This window comes from Streptomyces sp. NPDC053079, assembly GCF_044546695.1.
Taxonomy (GTDB): domain Bacteria; phylum Actinomycetota; class Actinomycetes; order Streptomycetales; family Streptomycetaceae; genus Streptomyces.
In genome coordinates, this window is sequence record NZ_JBITZJ010000003.1 from 745,159 (window position 1) to 763,165 (window position 18,007).

Genomic DNA, 18,007 nt, shown 5'->3' on the forward strand with positions numbered 1-18,007 from the left:
CCGACTGGGACCGCGACGGACGCCCCGACCTCGTCGCCGTCAAGAAAAGCCGGACCGGCACCAACAGCACCGAGGTCCACATCCTCTCCGGAGCCGCCAACTTCCAGAGGTTCACCCTCCAGACCGGCACCGCGCTGCACGAGACGGACGGCACCTTCGAGTTCTCCGTCGCCGACTGGAACCGGGACGGGCGCCCGGACCTGGTGGCGGTGAAGAAGAGCCGCACGGGCACCAACAGCACCGAGGTGCACATCCTGGGCTGAGGCCCCACAGACGGCTGCCCCTGACCGGAGACATCGAGCCCGGTCAGGGGCAGCGCTGGACGGCGACGTGGCCGCCGGGGTCCGTACCCGCCGGATCCGCTAGATCCGCGGGTCCTCCACGACCGGGAGGACGTTCGCGGTGCCGCCCGGGGTGAGCGAGCTGCGCGGCGCCTGAGCGGGCTTCTTGCCGCAGAAGGCGGGCTCGAGGACGTTCATCAGGCCCTGGGTGACGGAGCTGTTGTTCGAGGCGTTGGCGAAGGCGACGACGGTCCGCTTGCCGTTCGCGGTGGAGTAGGTCTGGGTCTGGAAGCCCTGGACGATTCCGCCGTGCCCGAAGACCTTGCCGCAGGAGAGGGTGACCTCGCGGACGCCGAGCCCGTAGCCGATCTTGGCCGTTCCGGTGGGCAGCGCGGTCGTCATCTGCCGCAGCGAGTCGTCGGAGACCAGCCCACCGGCGCTGCCGGCGAGGAGGGCGCTGATGAAGCGGTCGAGGTCGGCGGCGGAGGAGATCACCGCGCCGGCGCTCCAGACCCAGGAAGCGGTCTGCTCGGTGGAGTCCAGCAGCGGCTTGCTGCGGTCGTCGTTCGTCAGGTAACCGGTGATGTGCGGCCCGGCGATGCCCTTCTCGGGCACGACGAAGGAGGTCTTCTCGAGCTTCAGCGGCTCGAAGACCTGCTCGCGCAGCAGCTCGGCGTAGGGCCGGCCGGTGAGGTGCTCGACCGCGAGGGCCATCAGCACGGTATCGGTGTTCGAGTACGCGTAGTTGGTGCCCGGCGTGTACTGCAGGCCGTGCTTGACGGACATCGCCACGAGGTCCTTGGGCGCGTAGACGTTGTTGCGGATGCGCTTTTCGAAGGCGCTCGTCGTCTCCTCGCCGGCCTGCTCCAGGAGGTCGTTGGTGTGGTCGTACACACCCGCCCGGTGCTGGAGCACCTGACGTCCGGTGATGCGCCAGCTCTGCGGGAGCGTTCCCGCGGGCAGGTACTCGCGCAGCGGCTTGTCCAGGTCGAGGCGGCCCTGTTCGACCAGGCGCATCACCAGCACCGAGGCGAACATCTTGCTGTTGCTGCCGATCCTGAAGCGCAGGTCGGTGTTCATCGCGGTGCCGCCCAGGTCGGCCTTGCCGACGGTCAGCGTCTGGTCGAGGCCGGGGTTGTCGTGGTCCTTGACGACCGCGAAGGCGCCCGGAGCGCCCCATTCCATGGTGCGCTGCAGGGCCGTGCGCATCCCGGCCGCGTCCGGCGTGGGCGACGTCTGGTCGGCGGAGGCGTTCGCCGCGCCGCCCGTCACCATCACCGTGGTGGTCGCGATGGTGGCCACAGCCCGCAGAAGCCCGATTCTCGCCATGCCGAATTTCCCCTGTCCCCTGATGACTTGATGAGCACGCCGGTCCCCGTGGGACCCACGGCTACCAAGATCGTATATGGCGGAAGGAAGGGCTCCGGCCGCTCTTCGGCGGCCCACCGGCCGTTCTCCCACCGCCCGGTGGGCCACGTGCCCGGCCGCGCCCGGCCCGTCGTCCGCCGCGGTGAAAGCGCCGAATAACGTTGCGGCACACGGGTGATCAATCCTTTCGGTATTTGATCAGCCGTCCATATACCTGCAGAGTGCGACTAAGCGGAATCTCAAATGTTCCGCCGTTTTCCCAATCACGACAGTCAGGGGAGTGATCGTGAAGGGCGGATGGAAGCAGTACATGGAAAGGCGTCAGGGGAACGGGCGTCGCCGGCACCCTCTCGCCGATCAGGTATACGACGCGCTGACCGTCGTGATCGTGGTCATCGTCGTCGCCCTCTGCTCACCGGGGCTGAGCCCGGAAGCACTGGGGCTGATCGGCGTGGTGACGACCGTGGTCGGCTCACGGACCCGGGCACGGGCCGGCGGCTAGAAAGGCGGTGACTGGTTCGGCCGCACCCGGCCGGGCCCGACCGCGGACGCGGGGACCGGCCCGGCCGGCCATCGGTGCGGTGCTCCACCGGGCGCGCGGCGACGCCGCCCGGCCATGCCCGGCACGACGTCACCCGAACCCCAACGGCCCGCGCCGAACGCCCACTTGACAGCAGTTGCAGACTACTTGCGACTGTTCACGCCTCACACAAGTGGAGGTTCGACGGCATGAAGACCTGGGTATCCGGGAGACGCTCCCACCGCGGCCGCACCCTGGGGGCGGCCGCGCTGCTCGTCGCCGCCGTCGCGGTGCCTGCGGGCGCCGCGTCCGACGCGCCCGCGGCGGCTTCCCGTGCGGCCATGGGCGGCACCGCGCGCAACGTCATTCTGCTCATAGGCGACGGCATGGGTGATTCCGAGATCACTCTCGCCCGCAACTACACGGTGGGGGCCGCCGGACGGCTCCACATGGACCGGTTGCCGATGACCGGCGCCTACACCACGTACGCGGTGGACGAGCACGGGCGACCGGACTACGTCACGGACTCCGCGGCCAGCGCCACCGGCTGGGCCACGGGCCACAAGACCGTCAACGGCCGCCTCTCCAAGACCCCGGACACGGACAGGGCGGTGCCGACGATCCTGGAGCTCGCGCAGCGCAACGGGCTCGCGACCGGCAGCGTCACCACCTCCGAGCTCACCGACGCCACGCCCGCGGCAATCGCGTCGCACGTCAGGGACCGCAGCTGCCAGGGGCCGGGGGACATGCAGAAGTGTCCGGGCGACACCGTGGGCCGCGGCGGCCCGGGGTCCATCGCCGAACAGAGCGTCGCGCACCGCGTCGACGTCCTGCTCGGCGGCGGCAGGAGCCGCTTCGACCAGACCATCACCGAGGGTCCGGACCGCGGAAGGACCGTCACCCAGCTGGCGCGTCAGCGCGGTTACCAGGTGGTGACCGACTCCGAGGGGCTGCGCGCGGTACGGCCGGGGCGGCCGGTGCTGGGGCTGTTCGCAGCGGACGGTGTTCCCGTCGAGTGGACCGGCAAGCCCGCGGCCGCCGGCGGCACGGCGCCCCAGCGCTGTGTCACCTCCAACCCCGAGCGGCCCGCGGGCACGCCGACCCTGGAGGCGCAGACCCGCAAGGCGATCGAGCTCCTCGAGGGCAAGCGGGCCGGCGGACATGACCGGACGGACAAGGGGAAGGGCAAGGGGAAGGGCTTCTTCCTGCAGGTCGAGGGCGCCTCGATCGACAAGCAGGACCACGAGGCCGATCCCTGCGGGCAGATCGGCGAGACCGCCGCGTTCGACCGGGCCGTGAAGGTCGCCCGCGAGTACGCCGCGCAGCACCCGGACACGTTGGTCGTCACCACGGCCGACCACGGTCACAGCAGCCAGATCGTGCCGCTGGAGGCCGAGCCGCCCGGCCTGTCCGCCACCCTGGTCACCGACGAGGGCGGCCGGATGAAGGTCAGTTACGGCACGGCCCCGGCCGGCCGGGGCCAGAAGCACACCGGCGTCCAGGTCCGCATCGCGGCCCAGGGCCCGCAGGCCCACCGGGTGCTCGGAGTGACCGACCAGACCGAGCTGTTCACCACCTTGCGCACGGCCCTCGCCCTGCGCTGAGGCGGGCGTCGCCCGGGGCGCCGGACGGGTCGTCCGGCGCCCTTCGCGGGGCGGGTTCAGCCGGAGGGGGTGGGGCCCTCCATGTGCTTGCTGATCCATTCGATGGGGCCCATGCCCATGCTGGGCACGTACGTCCTGGCATTGTGCTCGCCGTCGGGGATCTCCCGCAGCATGGTGTGGACCGGGCCCTTGTTGCCGTAGGCGGACAGGAACTGCTTGGTCGCGGCCATGGACGTCTTCTCCTTGGTGCCGACCTGGAAGGCGAGGTAGACGTCCGGGCCCTTGATGTCGATCAGGTGCTTGGCCAGCACCTTGGGGTTGTTCTCCGCCTTCTCCTTCTCGTGGCCGGCCCACAGCGGGGAGTCCGGGACGATGTCGGGGCCGGAGGCGATGACGGCCTTGAACTTGTCCGGGTGCTTCAGGACCGCCTTCAGGCCGGCGAAGGCACCGGAGGAGGAGCCCATGAAGGCCCAGCCGTCACGGGACTTCAGGGTGCGGAAGTTCTGCTTCATCAGGTCGGGGACGTCCTCGGTCAGCCAGGTGCCCATCTTGGCCTGGCCGGGGATGTCGCTGCCGTCGTAGTAGTTCTTGTCGTCCGGGTTGAGGACCGGCATGGCGAGGAGGAAGGGCAGGCTCTTGCCCTGCTTCGACCACTCGGCGATGGAGGACTGCAGCTTGAGGTCGGTGCCCATCCAGTAGTTGTTCGGGTAGCCGTTGCCGCCCGGGAGCGCGATCATGACCGGGAAACCGCTCTTGGCGTACTTCGGGTCGTCGTACTGCTTGGGCGCCCAGACCCAGACCTTGCCCTTGAAGCCGGACTTCTTGCCGTCCAGCGTCACCACGCCGATCTTGGTGCCGTCCGCCAGGGTGTTGGCGACGCGGAAGTCGGCCTTGGGGCCGGTCGGCATCAGCGGTCCGGTCCCGCTCTCCCCCTGGCTGCCGCCCGCGGCGCCGTCCCGGCCGAAGCTGAGGGGGTCGCCCTTGTCGGAGAAGACCCCGAAGGAGTCCAGGACCGGCCAGGCGATGAGCCCCAGCGCGGCTATGGACGCCACGACGACCAGCCATCGCCGTACGCGGGGGTCGCGGCGGCGGCCGGCGGGACGGTGGTGTTCGGGTGCGTGCGTCATCGTCGTGCGGCTCCTGTTCAGACCTGGTAGCGGTCGGCGGCGAAGAGGTGGAGGTGGTCCCGGACCCAGTCCGAAGTGCGGGCCAGTCCTTCCTCCAGGCCGACCCGCGGGTGCCAGCCGGCCCACGCGCGGGCCCGGGAGTTGTCCGACAGCAGGCGCTCCACCTCGCTGCCGGCGGGGCGCAGCCTCGCCTGGTCGACGACGACGCGGGCGGGCCGGCCCGAGGCGGCGATCAGCGACCGGGCGAGGTCGCCGATGGAGATCTCGCGCCCGGTGCCGAGGTTGACGGCGTGCCCGACGGCCCGGTCGCAGTCCGCGAGGGCGAGGAACCCCTCGGCGGTGTCGGTGACGTAGGTGAAGTCGCGGGTCGGGGTGGTCGAGCCGAGGCGGATCTCCTCGGCACCGGAGTGCAGTTGGGCGAGGATGGTGGGGATGACGGCGCGCGCGGACTGCCGGGGACCGTAGGTGTTGAAGGGCCGCACGACGGTGACGGGCAGGTCGAAGGAGTGGGCGTAGGACAGGGCCAGCATGTCCGCGCCGATCTTCGAGGCGGAGTACGGCGACTGGGGCTGCAGCGGATGGTCCTCGCTGATGGGGGCGGTCAGGGCGGTTCCGTACACCTCACTGGTCGAGGTGTGGACCATGCGTCGTACGCCATGGCGGCGGCAGGCCGCGGCGACGTTCTCCGTGCCGGCCACGTTGGTCTGCACGTACGCCTCGGGCGAGGCGTAGCTGTACGGGATGCCGATCAGCGCCGCCAGGTGGAAGACGGTGTCGCACCCGGCGACGGCGTCCATCACCCGGCCCGCGTCGCGCACGTCGCCGGCGAGGAACTGCACCGGGGAGTGCGGCCCGAGGTAGCGGGCGAGGTGGCCGCGCTCGGCGTACGGCTTGTAGTGGACGAGCACGCGCACGCGCGCCCCGCGTGCGACGAGCAGGTCGACGAGCGTCGAGCCGATGAAGCCTTCCGCTCCGGTGACCAGGACGGTCCGGTCCTGCCAGCTGGGCGTCTCGCTCATGGGTGGGTCCTCTCGACTGCGTGGTGTGCGCCGGTGGCGCTGTTCGGAAGGGGGCCGGCGGGTGCGCGGCCGGCGAGGCGGAGCACCCAGGCGGCCATCAGGCCGGCCGCGATCGCGTGGGTGCCGGGGTCCGCCGCGGCGCTCATCGCCGTCAGCCGCGCGGGGTCCGCGAGCAGCGGTTCGATCAGCTCGGCGAGCCGGTCGCCGGTGGCCTGTTCGTCGGGCAGCAGCAGGCCGGCGCCGGCGTCGGACAGGACCCGGGCGTTGTGGGTCTGGTGGTCGTGCGGGGCGTGGGGGTAGGGCACCAGGACCGCCGGTGTCCGGGTGCCGGCCAGCTCCGCGACGGTCGCCGAGCCGGCCCGGCAGACCACGAGGTCGGCGGCGGCGTAGGCGAGGTCCATGCGGTCGAGGTAGCCGACCGCCGTGGTGATCCGCTCGCAGCCCTCGGCGGCGAGCCGGGTCCGCGTCTCCTCCAGCGTCTTGGGCCCCGTCTTGATCACGAGGTGGACGTCGGTCCGCCCGCGCCAGAGCCGGGCCAGCCCGAGCGCGGCCTGCGTCAGCCGCGTCGCGCCGAGGCTGCCGCCGTTGAACAGCACCGTCCGCGCCCCGGGCGGCACCCCGAAGGACTGCCGCGCCTGGGCCCGCAGCGCGATCCGGGCCGCCGGGTCCAGGCCCGCGACGGATCCGACCAGCGGCATGCCGACCGTTTCGGCGCGGGCCCCGGTGCGTGCCGCCAGGTGCTCGCGGCTGCGGTCGAAGGCGAGGGCCACGTGCGGGGTCAGGGCGGTGGCGAAGCGGTTGGCGCGCCCGGGCACGGCGTTGGACTCGTGGACCAGCGCGGGCCGCCCCGCCAGACGGGCGCCCAGCACCGCGGGGGCGCTGGGGTAACCGCCCATGCCGACGACCACCTGCGCGCCCTGCTCCTCGATCACGCGGCGCGCCTGCAGGCCCGAACGCAGCAGATCGGCGGGGAGCAGGAAGCGGCGGGAGCCCAGCGAACGGTCGAAGGGAATCATGTCGACCGTGTGCAGCCGGTACCCCGCGCCGGGCACCAGCCTTCTTTCCAGGCCGCGTTCGGTTCCGATGAAGCTGATGACCGCGTCCGGCACGGCCCGGCGCAGCGCGTCGGCGACCGCTATGCCGGGATAGATATGGCCGCCGGTACCGCCCGCTCCGACGACCACCGAAAGGGTGTCGTGTGCTGTAGCCATGACACCGCAGCGTGGCGGGGCGCTTTAAGAGGCTTTTAAGAGGTGGGGGCGGGGGGAGGCGGAATGCTCCTCAGTCCTCCAGCAGCCGCCACGCGGTGAGGGCCAGCCCGGCCCGTATCAGCCCCGCGGGCTCGGTGAGTTCGATGTCCAGGGTCCTGGCGATCTGGTCGAGGCGGCGGGCGACGCTGCTGTGGTGCAGGTGGAGGAGGTCGGCGGCTCGGCGGAGGGAGCCGGCGGTGCAGTAGGCGTCCAGGGTTTCCAGGTCTTCCGGGGTGGCGGCGAGGCGGGCGATCGCGGTCACGTCGGGGTTGTCGCGCGCGGCGTCCTGGGGGACCTGGGCGAGCAGTGCCAGCGCCCCCAGGGCGGTGTAGTGGACGACGGGCCGGCGGGGGGTGGTGAAGCGGAGGGCGGTGCGGGCTTGCCGCCAGGAGCGGTCGGGGCTTTCGGCGGCGCCGATGCCCGCGCGTACGTCTGCCGGGAAGCGGGCCCGGTCGACGGTGGTGGCCAGGATGACGCCCACGTCGGCGAGGAGTGCCGCCTTCACGGGGCGGGCCGGGCAGAGCAGGGCGCCGATCCGGTCGAGCGGGAGCTGCGACCGTACGGCGACGACGTGAACGGGCAGGCCGGCGGCGAATCCCAGGAGCCGCAGCGCCCGGGCCCGGGCCGCCTCGTCGCTGTCGGTGCTGATCGCCAGCTCGACGAGGGCGGGGTCGGCCATGGTGGTGCGGGCCGGGCCGTACCGCTCGACGACCGCAGCGGCGGCGATGGCGAGCCGCTCCAGCAGCAGTTCGTCGAGGTCGAGCGAGCCGGTCGCGGCGGGGCGTTCCAGCCACACCGTGCCGATCTCCTCCTCGTCGAGGGTGATCGGCCTCGCGGCGGACGCCGGGGGCGGTGGGTCGGACGCCTGTCTGCCGTCGGGCGAGAAGCGGATCGCCCGTCCCGTGCCGTGCAGCCGGATCCCGGCCCCGCACTCGGCCAGGCCCGCCGAAGCCCGGGCGAGCGCAGGGAGGTCCACCCGGCGGCGTATCAGGGTGTCGTAGAACATGATGACGCGGATCGCGCCGTCGACGTGCGAATCCAGTTGCGACAGCCTCTCGGCCAGTGCCTCCATGACAGGGAGCATAGGCGCCGATCGGCGCGTGATCCGGTGGGATGCACCCGGCGTCGTGCCCTGGCCGGGTGAGCCGACCGCCTTCCCCGCACCCGGGGCCCGACGGCGGGTCAGGGGGCGTCGTGCGCCGCGCGGGCCGCTGAGACGAATTCCGCGATCAGGGCGGTGTCCTTCACGCCCCGGGCGGACTCGACGCCGCTGGAGACGTCCACGCCCCAGGGGGAGAGCTCGCGCACGGCACGGCCGACGTTGCCGGCGTCCAGCCCTCCGGCCAGGAGCCACCGGCCCTGGGGCGGGACGAACCGTGGGTCGCTCCAGTCCCACGCGCGCCCCGATCCGGGTGCGGGGGCGTCCAGGAGCAGCATGTGCTCGCCCAGCGCACCGCACGTTTCCCGCCGCCCGGCGTCGGGGGCGGTGGCCCGCAGGAGCGTGTAGCCCTCGTCGCGCAGGGCCGTGTAGTACTCGGGGCCCTCGTCGCCGTGCAGCTGGACGGCGCGGAGTCCGGCGGCGGCCGCCAGGGAGGCGACCTCCTCGAGGGGCTGGTGCCGGAAGACCCCGACGGTCAGGACGTGCGGCGGTACGCGCCCGGCCAGCTCGCGCGCCTCGGCCGCCCCGACGAGGCGGGGGCTCGGCGCGAAGACGAACCCGATGGCGTCCGCTCCCGCGGCCACCGCGGCGTCCACGTCCCGGGCCGTACGCAGTCCGCAGATCTTGATGAACAGTTCACTCGCCTCCTGGTGCCGACGCTCCCGCGCAGCCTACGTCAGGGCCGTGGCGCCGGCCGGTGTGCTGCGCGCATCTGCCCGGCGCCCGAGCGGACCGCCCAGAAGAAGATGCCCAGCGAGACGGCCGCGACGGTGAGCGAGTCGTACGGGTCGGGCAGGTGCCCCGAGCCCTTGAAGGTGCCCAGCCAGGACAGCAGCGTGAGCACGGAGAGGTGGACGACCAGCCACAGGCCTTCGCGCAGTTCGCCGGCGAGCGGGCGGCCGTCGTGGCCGGAGCGCCGCATCAGCAGGAAGAGGAGCAGGCCGGCCAGGACGAGGGGCAGGGCCAGGCGCAGGTCGTGCCAGCCGGACCAGTACACGAACTCGCTGGAGATGACGAAGCTGGCGGGCGCGATCCAGCGCAGGCCCGGTACCCACCCGGCCATGGTGGTGCCCGCGTCCGCCCGGAAGACGGCGACGGCGACCGCCGAGGCGGCGTAGACCAGGAGGTACATGTCGCCCATGATGCTGACGATGCTCTGCCAGCCGCCGAACGGGAGCAGGAAGACCACGATCACGGCGAGGTTCAGCAGCAGGGCCCGGTGCGGGATGCCGTCGCGGCTGCTGACCTGTATGAAGGTCCGGGGCAGCGTGCGGTTCTTGGCGAGGGCGTAGGTGTGGCGGGCGTTGAGCGCCACGCCGACGTACGCCGATCCGCCGGGTGAGATCACCGCGTCCGCGTAGAGCAGGCTGGAAAGCCAGTGCAGATTGAGAACGATCGCCAATTGGCCGAATGGGGACTCGAAATCGACGCCCTTCCAGCCGTGGCCGAGCAGGTTTTCGGGCACGGTGAAGAGGAACGCCAGTTGCAGGCCCAGATACATCAGCAGGGCGAGGGCGATGGCGGTGAGCACCGCGGCCGGCAGGGTGCGGCGGGGGTCGCGGGTCTCGCCGGAGAAGTCCAGTGCGGCCTGGAATCCGTTGACCGAATAGACGATGCCGCCGCCGGCGAGAGCGGACAGGCAGGCCGCATAGCCGTAGGGGGCGAATCCGCCGTGGTCGCTCAGGCGCCCGGAGTGCCATCCGGAGGCGAAGAGGGCGATCACGGTGACCACCGGCACGATGATTTTGAACACCGCCACGAGATTGTTCAGCCGCGCGAACGTCCTGACGGCGAACCAGTTCAGCGCCGTCAGCAGGACGCTCAGTGCGACGGCGAGGCCCAGTCCCATGGGGGTGAGGGTGCGGCCGGCGTAGATGTCGGGCAGGTAGTGGTCGGCGTACTGCATGATGGCGCTGATCTCGGCGGCGGTGCCGCCCACCGACAGCAGCACCGACCAGCCGATGAGCGTGCCGACCAGCGGCCCCGACGCGTACAGCGGCCAGCGCACCGTGCCGCCGCCCTCCGGCCGGGACGCGCCGAGCTCGATCATGACGAGCGCCACCAGGCCGCAGAGCACGCCCGCGCCCACCCAGGTCAGCAGCGCCGCGGGGCCCGCGGTCCGGGCCGCGTAGAGGGCGGCGAACAGCCAGCCGGAGCCCACGATGTTGGAGAAGCCGATCGCGGTCAGGCCCCAGAAACCGAGGTCGCGGTGGAGCCGCCGTTCCTGGACGACCACTTCGGGAGCACCGGCGTCGGCCGGCATCGGGTGTTCCGTCACGGCGGTCCTCCTGTTTCCTCGGGCGGGCGAACTCGGGTCGTTCACCGGCCCGATGAATGAAACCGCACCGGGCAAAGATTCGGAATAGCGCGATCCGTTTCTACTGCTCCGGAACAGCCTTGTTGAAAGAGTTTCAGCTGGGTAGCCTGACCGCTGATCATCGACAATGGGGCCCCTTCAGGGAAAGCCCGCAACGCCGTAATAAGGAATTCTTCATGCTCAAGCGCGCCCGTGCCGGCGTCATCTTCGCCTCCTCCCTGGCAGCCGCGATAGGCCTGGCATCTCCCGCCTCCGCGGCGACCCCCTCGACCGGGGACTCCTCGGTCCAGGCGGCGGCCGCCGGGATCCGCAACGCCGGGCCCTCGTGCACCTCGCTGTCCAACGGGACGTTCTGCGTGGGCCTCATCGACAACGGCCGCACGGTGAACCTCGTCTACGGCAAGACCGGCGGCGGCAAGGTCACCGTCAAGTTCGGCTACAAGAAGGGCAACACGTCCCACTTCAGCGAGGGCTTCACGGTTAGCGCGGGCCAGACGAAGACGTACGCCTTCAAGAACCAGAGCCTGGGCTGCAGCAACGTCGTCGGCATCCTGTCGGTGGCCGACCAGGGCCGGTTCGAGACCCCGCCGCTGCACAACACCAACTGCTGACCGGGGATCTCCCCGGGGGCGCGGCACACGGCGGTCCCCCACCCTCCTCGGCGGCGCGTCCGCATTGACAACCACGGTGCGTCAATGGCCGCCCATCAGGTGTTGGACCGCCGTGCACGGGCGCGGCCAGGGTGGGGGGCATGCCTGAAGCCCTTCGTCCGCGCACTCCCGTCCTCGCCACCGCCGGCGGCACGCTCGTCGCCATGGACCACGGCCGCCCCGCCGCACCGGCGTGCCGGACCCGGATCCGGCGTCCCGGGCGGCTCGCGCCCTACGCCCGCGTCTTCTCCGTCCCCGGCACCCGCGCCTTCACCGCGTGGAACCTCCTCGGACGGCTGCCCATGGGGATGTTCGGCGTCAGCGCGGTGTTGATGATCTCGGCCGCGCGCGGGTCGTACGCGCTGGCGGGGGCCGTCGTCGCCACCGGGCTCGCCGCGACGGCCGTCGTCGGGCCGTGGACCGCCCGCCTCGTGGACCGCCACGGCCAGGCCCGCGTCGCCGTGCCCGCGGCCCTCGCCGCCGCGCTGGGCTCCCTGGCCCTGGTCGTGTGCGTACGGTACGACGCGCCCACGTGGACGCTGTTCGCCGCGTACGCCGCGACGGCGAGCACGCCCAACACCGGCGGCATGTCCCGCGCCCGCTGGGCGCACCTCTTCCGGGACGATCCGGCCGCCCTGCACTGCGCGAACTCCTTCGAACAGGCCGCGGACGAGGCGTGCTTCATGCTGGGCCCCGTCCTCGCCGCCTTCCTGTGCACGACCCTGTTCCCCGAGGCGGGCACGCTCACCGGCGCCGTCCTCTTCCTGACCGGCACGGTCCTCTTCGCCGCCCAGCGCCGCACCGAACCACCGGTGGCCGCCCGGCCGGCCGCCTCGCGGTCGCCGCTGCGCGACCACCCGGGACTCGGCCTGGTGATGGCCGTCTTCGTATGCACCGGTGCGCTGTTCGGCTCGCTGGAGGTCGTGACGATCGCCTTCGCGGACGCCCTGGGCCACCGCCCGGCGGCGGGCGTCGTGCTGGGCCTGCAGGCGGCCGGGTCCTGTGCCGCGGGACTGCTGTACGGGCTGGCCCGCCCGGCGGGGCCGGCCGGCGCCCGCTTCCCGCGCTGCCTGGCCGCGATGGCCGCCCTGGCGCTCCTGCCGCTCCTCGCGGCCGCCGCCGGCAGTCTCCTCGCCCTGGCGGGCGCACTGCTCCTGGCGGGCATGGCCACCGCGCCGGCCATGGTCACCGGCATGGGCCTGGTCCAGGCCCTGACGCCGCCGGACCGGCTGAACGAGGGCATGACCCTGGCCGTCACCGCACTGCTGACCGGCATCGCGGCCGGTTCGGCGACGGGCGGCTGGAGCACGGAACACCTGGGCCCCGCCGTCGCCTTCGGGGTGCCCGCCACGGCCGCCGCCCTGGCCCTGCTCACCGCGACGGTCGGCCGGGCGGCCCTGGGCGGGCGACCCGGGATGCCGGAGGCGGGCGACCTCTGAGCGCTCCGCTGGATGTGCGGCCGGTCGACTGCGGGCCGTCCGTGGCCGGGCGCGCAGTTCCCCGCGCCCCCTAGGGGCGCGGTACTCGGCAGCCCGTGACCCGGAGCACGGCTCGCCGTACCGTCCGCATACCGTGCATCCGTGTACGGAACGACAGCGACAGACAGCGCGCCCGTGGGCGGGCGCGATCCGGGCACCGTGCTGGCGGTGGTCGCGGCGGCGACGACGGGGCTCAGCGCGACGAGCCTGTGGTGGGCCCTGCCGGCCATGGCCGCCGCTTTCTTCGCGGGGCACCGCTCCGGGCGCACCTGGCCCATGGCAGCGGCCCTGAGCGTGCTGGTCGTGGCGGGGGCGATCGCGGTGGTGGCCGTGCCGGCGCTGCTGGCGCTGGGGAGCCGGTTCGTCGCCATGGTGGTCGGGGCCGCGCTGCTGCCCTGGTTCGCGGGCCGGTTGTGGCGTCAGTACCAGGAGCTGGTCCGGGCGGGCTGGTCCCGCGCGGAGCAGCTCGAGCGCGAGCAGCGACTGGTCGCCGAGCAGGCGCGGCTGCGCGAACGGGCCCGCATCGCCCAGGACATGCACGACGCGCTCGGCCACGACCTCAGCCTGATCGCGCTGTCGGCCGGCGCGCTCAAGCTCGCGCCCGGCCTCGCGCAGGAGCACCGGGCGGCCGCCGAGGACGTCCGGGCGCGGGCGGCCACGGCCGTCGAGCGGCTCGGCGAGGTGATCGGCATCCTGCGCGAGGAGGCGGAGACGGCCCCGGCGCGCCCCGCGGACTTCTCCGTCGCGCGCCTGGTCGAGGGCGCCGTCGCCTCGGGACTGGCCGTCTCACTGCACACCGTGGGCCAGGAGCACGAGGTGCCCGGCGTGGTCGAACGGGCCGCCCACCGCGTCGTGCAGGAGGCGTTGACCAACGTCGCCAAGCACGCGCCGGGGGCGAGCGCGACGGTCCGCGTCACGCACACGGCCGCCGGGACCGTGGTGTCGGTGGAGAACTCCCCCGCGCCGGCCGCCCCCGCCGCCCGGCCGCACGGCGGCGGCCGGGGCCTGGTCGGCCTGGACGAACGGGTGCGGCTGACCGGCGGAACGTTCACCCACGGCCCGTGCGAGGACGGCGGGTTCGCCGTCACCGCCCGCCTCCCGCACGCCGCCGTGCGGCAGCCGCCGGGGCCGTCGCTCACCCCGCCGGCCCCGGCCGCCCTGGCGCCGGAGCACCGGCGGGCGCGCCGCCGCGCGGGGCGGGCGCTGGCCGCCGCGGTCGTCGTACCGCTGCTGGCCACGGCGGCGCTGACGGCCGCCCTGGCGGTGTGGGGCTCGCTGACGCTGTCCCACTCGGTCCTGGCCCCTGCCGACTACGCCGCGCTCCGGGTGGGGCAGAATCGCTCCGAGGTGGCGGCGTTGCTGCCGGACCGTCAGCTGCCGTACCGTCCGCCGGCGGCCGAACCGAAGGGGCCGGGGATCAAGTGCGAGTACTACGCGGTGACGGCCGACCGGTTCGTCGACAGCTCCGGCGACTCGTACCAGCTCTGCTTCCGGCACGGCCGGCTGGTCGGCCTCGCCGTCCTCGGCGGGTGAGCACGCGATGATCCGCGTCGTGGTCGCCGACGACGAGCCGATGATCCGCGCCGGAGTGCGCGCCGTGCTCTCCACCGACGCGGAGCTGGAGGTCGTCGCGGAGGCGGCGGACGGGCACGAGGCGGTGGAGCTGGTCCGCCGGCACCGCCCCGAGGTGGCCGTGCTCGACATCCGGATGCCGCGGGCGAGCGGCATCGAGGCAGCCGCGCACATCCGCGCCGCCGTACCCGGCACCGGCGTCGTGATGCTCACGACGTTCGGCGAGGACGACTACATCCTCCAGGCGCTGGCGGGCGGCGCCTCCGGGTTCCTGGTCAAGTCCGGTGCGCCCGAGGAACTGATCGCGGGCGTACGGGCGGTGGCCGGGGGCGCCGCCTACCTGTCACCGAAGGTCGCCGCCCGGGTGGTGGCCCATCTGGCCGCGACCGGCGCCGGGAGCGCCGCCGGGCGGCGCGCCGCCGCCCGCGAGCGGGTCGCCGCCCTCACCGCCCGGGAACGGGACGTGCTGTCCCACCTGGGTGCCGGGCTGTCCAACGGTCAGATCGCCCGGCGGCTGAACGTGGTGGAAGGCACCGTCAAGGCGCACGTCAGCTCGATCCTGGCCCGCCTGGGCGTGGACAACCGGGCCGCGGCCGCGGTCGTGGCCCACGAAGCGGGCGTGAGTGCCCCGTCGGCTCCCGCCGGACCGTGACACCAGCGGCGAGAGGAGCCTGACGGCCGGCGGCGGCAGCACCAGCATCGCCGCGGCCGCCACCGCCGCACCCAGTACGACACCGGCCAGTACGTCGTGCGGGTAGTGCACGCCCACCGCCACCCGCAGCAGCGCGGCGAGAACGGCCAGCGGCAGCGTCATGGCGGCGAGCCGGGGCCGCAGGACGGCCAGGCCCACGGCCAGCGCGGCGGCGAGGGTGGAGTGGTTGCTGGGGAAGGACCAGTCCCCCACCTCCGGACAGGGCTCGACCGCGGTGACGCCCCGCAGTGCCCGGCAGGGGCGCTCCTCGTCGACCATGGTCTTCAGGACCTCGCTGACCGCGTACGCCGCCACCGTGCCCGCGCCCGCCGTCAGGACGCCGGCGAGCGTGCGCACCTCGCGGTGGCGCCAGGCGGTCCAGGCCGTCCACATCAGCATCAGCCCGAGCACCACCAGCGTGCCCTCGGTGGCCAGGCCCAGCAGCGAGCCCACCCAGCCCGGGGCGTCCGAGGCGCCGCCGGCCACCGACCGGTAGACGGACACCGACGTCCCGGCGGTGACCCTCACCGCCCCCGTCCCGTCGCCCGCGCCGCCCGGCGCCGCCCACACCAGCACGGCGGCGGCCACCGCGAGCACGCCGGCCGCGACCGGCACCCGCCGGGCCATCTGGCGGCCGTCACCTTCTCGTCGTGTTCCGTGTTCCATGCCGCCGAACCTACGGACGCCGCCCCGGCCGGCACCCGGGTCGAACGGCAACCCGCACCCCTGACGATCGTCGGGGTTGACCCGGACGGTCAGCCGGGTGTCGGACGGCCTGCCCACCGACCCCTCGGATGCCCCCTCGAACGGCGCACGCCCCGGCCGCCCGCGCCCCGTCGGTGCACCGGGGCGCGCGCCGGGCGGCGGATCTCGTCCTACCGGTCGCGCGCGCCGCACTCGCGTGGCAGCATTCTGTGACCGGTCCGGCGGGGGCACGTGCCGGTTGAGGGGGCTGAGGGGCTTGCCGGAACCACCGATGCGGCCGCTGGGGATTCAGGGGATCGAGACGCTCTTCCAGGACTGCCGCACCCGGGTGCAGGACGGCCGCGGGGAGCAGGGCGAACACGGGCTGCCCGTCCTGGTGCTGGCCGGGGGGCGGGGCAGCGGCAAGACCTCCGCCCTGGAGTGGCTGGGCTATCTGGGCTCGCACCGCCCGCACGCGTTCTACGACTTCGGCTCGGCCGCGCCGCGCCGGCCCCACGAGGTCGCCGGCCGGCTGGCCTACGGGCTCTCGCACCGCTTCGCGCGCCAGCCCGCGCTCCTCTTCCCCCGGCTCACCCTCGGCCTGGTCGTGGTGGACCCGGGCCTCTCCCTCGACGCCAACGACTCCCGCAGGGCCGGCCAGCAGCTGCGCCGCGCGCTGCAGGAGGCCCACGACCGCACGGCGGTGGCCGACCGCGCCGCCGAAGTGGCGGGGCTGCTGCAGGACCTGAACCTCATCCAGATACCCGGCGTCGGCCTGCTGGCCGGCCTGATCCGCCGTCCGCCGCGGCTGCCGCTCAGCGTGGCCCGGCGCACCGGGCTCGCCTGGTACGCGGGGCCGCACACTCCGTTGCACGAGCTCGTCGCCCTCAACCAGCTCAGCAAGAGCGAGGCCGAGGCCGACCGGGCCGCGGTGGACCGGCGGCTGTGCGCGGCGTTCCTGGCGGACCTGCGCGGCGAGTACGCCCGCCGGCGGCGCGACCGCAACTGCGTGGTGCTGCTGGACAACATCGACGCCGCCGGCGGCCGGGGGTTCCTGGACCTGCTGACGCAGCTGCGGGACGCCGCCGCCGCGCCCGACCCGCTGCTGGCGGTCGCCACCGCCTCCGACGCCGGGAGGGTTCCGGGGCCGTTCGCGCCCGGCCCGGCGGGGGTGACGATCCGCCGGCCCGAGCAGGCCTCGTACGCCGACTGGGAGCAGGCGATTCCGGAGCCGCCGCCGGACGCGTCCTGGCGCTGGTACTGCGTGCGGCTGCGCGACCTGACCGCCGGCGAGGTCGCCCAGCTCGGCGCCCAGGTGGCCGCACACCTGCCCGAGGCGCCGCCCCTGGTCCACCACCTCACGCGCGGTCACCCGTGGAGCGCGCACCGGTTGCTCGAGGCGGCGCGGCTCGGCGTGGGGCGCGGGGATCCCGACGTGCTGCTGCGCGGCCTGCTGTCCGCCCCCGCGCCGGGGGCCGGCGACGCGCCCGTGCAGACGTCGCTGGGCAGCGCCGTGCTGGAGGACCTGCTCCAGGATCTGACGGATGATCAGCGCGATGCTCTCGTGGCGTGCAGCGCGGCCCGCGAGTTCGACTCGGCGTGCGACTCCGGGCTTCTGGACACCTTCTCCATCCACACCCGCAACACCCTGGCCCGGGACACGGGCACCCGGCTGTGGCTGGTGGATCCCGTCCCCCAGGACGCGGGGGTGCGCGGCGGGCGTGGCTCGGGCTATCTGGAGAACTCCCATCCGCGGCCGCTGCCCGGCAGGCCGGTCCTGCATCCGTGGCTGCGGCTGCTGCTGTGCCGGGAACTGGCCCGTTCGCCGCGGCAGTGGGAGGAGGTGCACGGGCGGCTGCGGGCCTGGCACCTGCTGCGGGGCCATCCGATCGACGTGCTCCACCACGCCCTCGCCCTGGGGCGGCTGGACGACGTCACCGATCACCTCGCCGCCGGCCTGCTGGAGGCGGGCGACACCGACGCCTGGCTGTACGAGCTGTACGCGATCACCGCCGCTCCCCTGCGGGAACCGGTCGTGCCCGAGGTGTCGGCGACCCTGCGGGCGGACCGGCTCGCCGCGGAGCTGGCCCCGCGCTCGTTCGCCCAGCGCAGGGCCCTGACCGTGCTCGTGGCCGCGCTGTGGCTGGCGGCCGACCCGCGCAACCGGCTGCCGGGGGCGCGGCCCGAACTCAACCTCACGATCAGTTCGATGTTCCAGGATCTGGCCATGCGCTCCGATCCCCGCCGGGTCGGCCTCAGGCACGAGGCCGCGAAGTACATGTGACAC

General features: G+C 73.6%; 15 protein-coding genes and 1 pseudogene. 8 read left to right on the top strand and 8 right to left on the bottom strand.

Translation table 11 applies throughout. From position 1 onward, the window contains the following. A partial coding sequence (locus tag ACIGXW_RS15595) for an FG-GAP repeat domain-containing protein (RefSeq protein ID WP_399573444.1) occupies positions 1 to 263 on the top strand: 263 nt, incomplete at its 5' end. Between the two features lie 99 nt (positions 264 to 362). Here the strand turns inward: ACIGXW_RS15595 and ACIGXW_RS15600 are convergent. Further along, on the bottom strand, positions 363 to 1,610 hold the full coding sequence (locus tag ACIGXW_RS15600) for a serine hydrolase domain-containing protein (protein WP_071963043.1): 1,248 nt from the start codon (positions 1,608 to 1,610) through the stop codon (positions 363 to 365). A 349-nt stretch (positions 1,611 to 1,959) separates the two neighbouring features. Here ACIGXW_RS15600 and ACIGXW_RS15605 point away from each other — a divergent pair, with 349 nt between their 5' ends. Beyond that, a complete protein-coding gene (locus tag ACIGXW_RS15605) occupies positions 1,960 to 2,151 on the top strand; it encodes a hypothetical protein (protein ID WP_361898874.1) in 192 nt (63 codons plus the stop codon). Between the two features lie 227 nt (positions 2,152 to 2,378). Continuing rightward, entirely contained in the window at positions 2,379 to 3,773 is a 1,395-nt protein-coding gene (locus ACIGXW_RS15610; RefSeq protein WP_399573445.1) for an alkaline phosphatase, read from the top strand. Positions 3,774 to 3,829: 56 nt separating this feature from the next. Here the strand turns inward: ACIGXW_RS15610 and ACIGXW_RS15615 are convergent, their stop codons facing one another. The 6 genes from ACIGXW_RS15615 to ACIGXW_RS15640 all read right to left on the bottom strand — a co-directional run bounded on the left by ACIGXW_RS15615 (position 3,830) and on the right by ACIGXW_RS15640 (position 10,591). Continuing rightward, positions 3,830 to 4,900: an alpha/beta hydrolase gene (locus ACIGXW_RS15615; RefSeq protein ID WP_399573446.1), complete on the bottom strand. Its 1,071-nt coding sequence runs from the start codon at positions 4,898 to 4,900 to the stop codon at positions 3,830 to 3,832. A 17-nt stretch (positions 4,901 to 4,917) separates the two neighbouring features. Beyond that, the gene (locus ACIGXW_RS15620; RefSeq protein ID WP_399573447.1) at positions 4,918 to 5,919 is read right to left on the bottom strand and encodes an SDR family NAD(P)-dependent oxidoreductase; all 1,002 of its coding nucleotides are present in this window, start codon (positions 5,917 to 5,919) and stop codon (positions 4,918 to 4,920) included. Continuing rightward, complete coding sequence (locus ACIGXW_RS15625) at positions 5,916 to 7,130, bottom strand: UDP-N-acetylglucosamine--N-acetylmuramyl-(pentapeptide) pyrophosphoryl-undecaprenol N-acetylglucosamine transferase (protein ID WP_399573448.1); 1,215 nt, start codon at positions 7,128 to 7,130, stop codon at positions 5,916 to 5,918. Before ACIGXW_RS15625 ends, ACIGXW_RS15620 begins: the two co-directional genes overlap by 4 nt. Before the next feature lie 70 nt (positions 7,131 to 7,200). Further along, positions 7,201 to 8,241, bottom strand: coding sequence for a helix-turn-helix domain-containing protein (locus tag ACIGXW_RS15630; protein WP_399573449.1), 1,041 nt, complete (start codon positions 8,239 to 8,241; stop codon positions 7,201 to 7,203). A 110-nt stretch (positions 8,242 to 8,351) separates the two neighbouring features. Beyond that, positions 8,352 to 8,963, bottom strand: a complete 612-nt coding sequence (locus tag ACIGXW_RS15635; RefSeq protein ID WP_399573515.1) for a phosphoribosylanthranilate isomerase — start codon at positions 8,961 to 8,963, stop codon at positions 8,352 to 8,354. A gap of 41 nt (positions 8,964 to 9,004) precedes the next feature. Further along, positions 9,005 to 10,591 carry an APC family permease gene (locus ACIGXW_RS15640; RefSeq protein ID WP_399573516.1) on the bottom strand — a complete coding sequence of 529 codons (1,587 nt, stop codon included), beginning with the start codon at positions 10,589 to 10,591 and terminating at the stop codon, positions 9,005 to 9,007. Between the two features lie 230 nt (positions 10,592 to 10,821). Here ACIGXW_RS15640 and ACIGXW_RS15645 point away from each other — a divergent pair, with 230 nt between their 5' ends. The 4 genes from ACIGXW_RS15645 (at position 10,822) to ACIGXW_RS15660 (ending at position 14,997) form a co-directional block, all read left to right on the top strand. Beyond that, the gene (locus tag ACIGXW_RS15645) at positions 10,822 to 11,256 is read left to right on the top strand and encodes a hypothetical protein (RefSeq protein WP_399573450.1); all 435 of its coding nucleotides are present in this window, start codon (positions 10,822 to 10,824) and stop codon (positions 11,254 to 11,256) included. A 140-nt stretch (positions 11,257 to 11,396) separates the two neighbouring features. Continuing rightward, positions 11,397 to 12,734 carry an MFS transporter gene (locus tag ACIGXW_RS15650; protein WP_399573451.1) on the top strand — a complete coding sequence of 446 codons (1,338 nt, stop codon included), beginning with the start codon at positions 11,397 to 11,399 and terminating at the stop codon, positions 12,732 to 12,734. A 141-nt stretch (positions 12,735 to 12,875) separates the two neighbouring features. Beyond that, on the top strand, positions 12,876 to 14,306 hold the full coding sequence (locus ACIGXW_RS15655; RefSeq protein WP_399573452.1) for a sensor histidine kinase: 1,431 nt from the start codon (positions 12,876 to 12,878) through the stop codon (positions 14,304 to 14,306). A 7-nt stretch (positions 14,307 to 14,313) separates the two neighbouring features. After that, positions 14,314 to 14,997, top strand: coding sequence for a response regulator (locus ACIGXW_RS15660; protein ID WP_399573453.1), 684 nt, complete (start codon positions 14,314 to 14,316; stop codon positions 14,995 to 14,997). A gap of 99 nt (positions 14,998 to 15,096) precedes the next feature. On the opposite strand, the pseudogene ACIGXW_RS15665 reads toward ACIGXW_RS15660, so the two are convergent. Next, positions 15,097 to 15,702, bottom strand: a pseudogene (locus tag ACIGXW_RS15665) (phosphatase PAP2 family protein); the annotation flags it as partial. 295 nt (positions 15,703 to 15,997) lie between these two features. Between ACIGXW_RS15665 and ACIGXW_RS15670 the strand changes: the two are divergent. Beyond that, positions 15,998 to 18,004 carry a hypothetical protein gene (locus tag ACIGXW_RS15670; RefSeq protein ID WP_399573454.1) on the top strand — a complete coding sequence of 669 codons (2,007 nt, stop codon included), beginning with the start codon at positions 15,998 to 16,000 and terminating at the stop codon, positions 18,002 to 18,004. Positions 18,005 to 18,007 lie beyond the last annotated feature (3 nt).

What these genes read in the sequence shown, in the direction of transcription:
- ACIGXW_RS15645 (WP_399573450.1), top strand. Translation starts at nt 10,822, where the DNA reads ATGCTCAAGCGCGCCCGTGCCGGCGTCATCTTCGCCTCCTCCCTGGCA.
- ACIGXW_RS15650 (WP_399573451.1), top strand. Translation starts at nt 11,397, where the DNA reads ATGCCTGAAGCCCTTCGTCCGCGCACTCCCGTCCTCGCCACCGCCGGC.
- ACIGXW_RS15625 (WP_399573448.1), bottom strand. Translation starts at nt 7,130, where the DNA reads ATGGCTACAGCACACGACACCCTTTCGGTGGTCGTCGGAGCGGGCGGT.
- ACIGXW_RS15615 (WP_399573446.1), bottom strand. Translation starts at nt 4,900, where the DNA reads ATGACGCACGCACCCGAACACCACCGTCCCGCCGGCCGCCGCCGCGAC.
- ACIGXW_RS15620 (WP_399573447.1), bottom strand. Translation starts at nt 5,919, where the DNA reads ATGAGCGAGACGCCCAGCTGGCAGGACCGGACCGTCCTGGTCACCGGA.
- ACIGXW_RS15605 (WP_361898874.1), top strand. Translation starts at nt 1,960, where the DNA reads ATGGAAAGGCGTCAGGGGAACGGGCGTCGCCGGCACCCTCTCGCCGAT.
- ACIGXW_RS15660 (WP_399573453.1), top strand. Translation starts at nt 14,314, where the DNA reads ATGATCCGCGTCGTGGTCGCCGACGACGAGCCGATGATCCGCGCCGGA.
- ACIGXW_RS15630 (WP_399573449.1), bottom strand. Translation starts at nt 8,241, where the DNA reads ATGGAGGCACTGGCCGAGAGGCTGTCGCAACTGGATTCGCACGTCGAC.
- ACIGXW_RS15610 (WP_399573445.1), top strand. Translation starts at nt 2,379, where the DNA reads ATGAAGACCTGGGTATCCGGGAGACGCTCCCACCGCGGCCGCACCCTG.
- ACIGXW_RS15640 (WP_399573516.1), bottom strand. Translation starts at nt 10,591, where the DNA reads ATGCCGGCCGACGCCGGTGCTCCCGAAGTGGTCGTCCAGGAACGGCGG.
- ACIGXW_RS15600 (WP_071963043.1), bottom strand. Translation starts at nt 1,610, where the DNA reads ATGGCGAGAATCGGGCTTCTGCGGGCTGTGGCCACCATCGCGACCACC.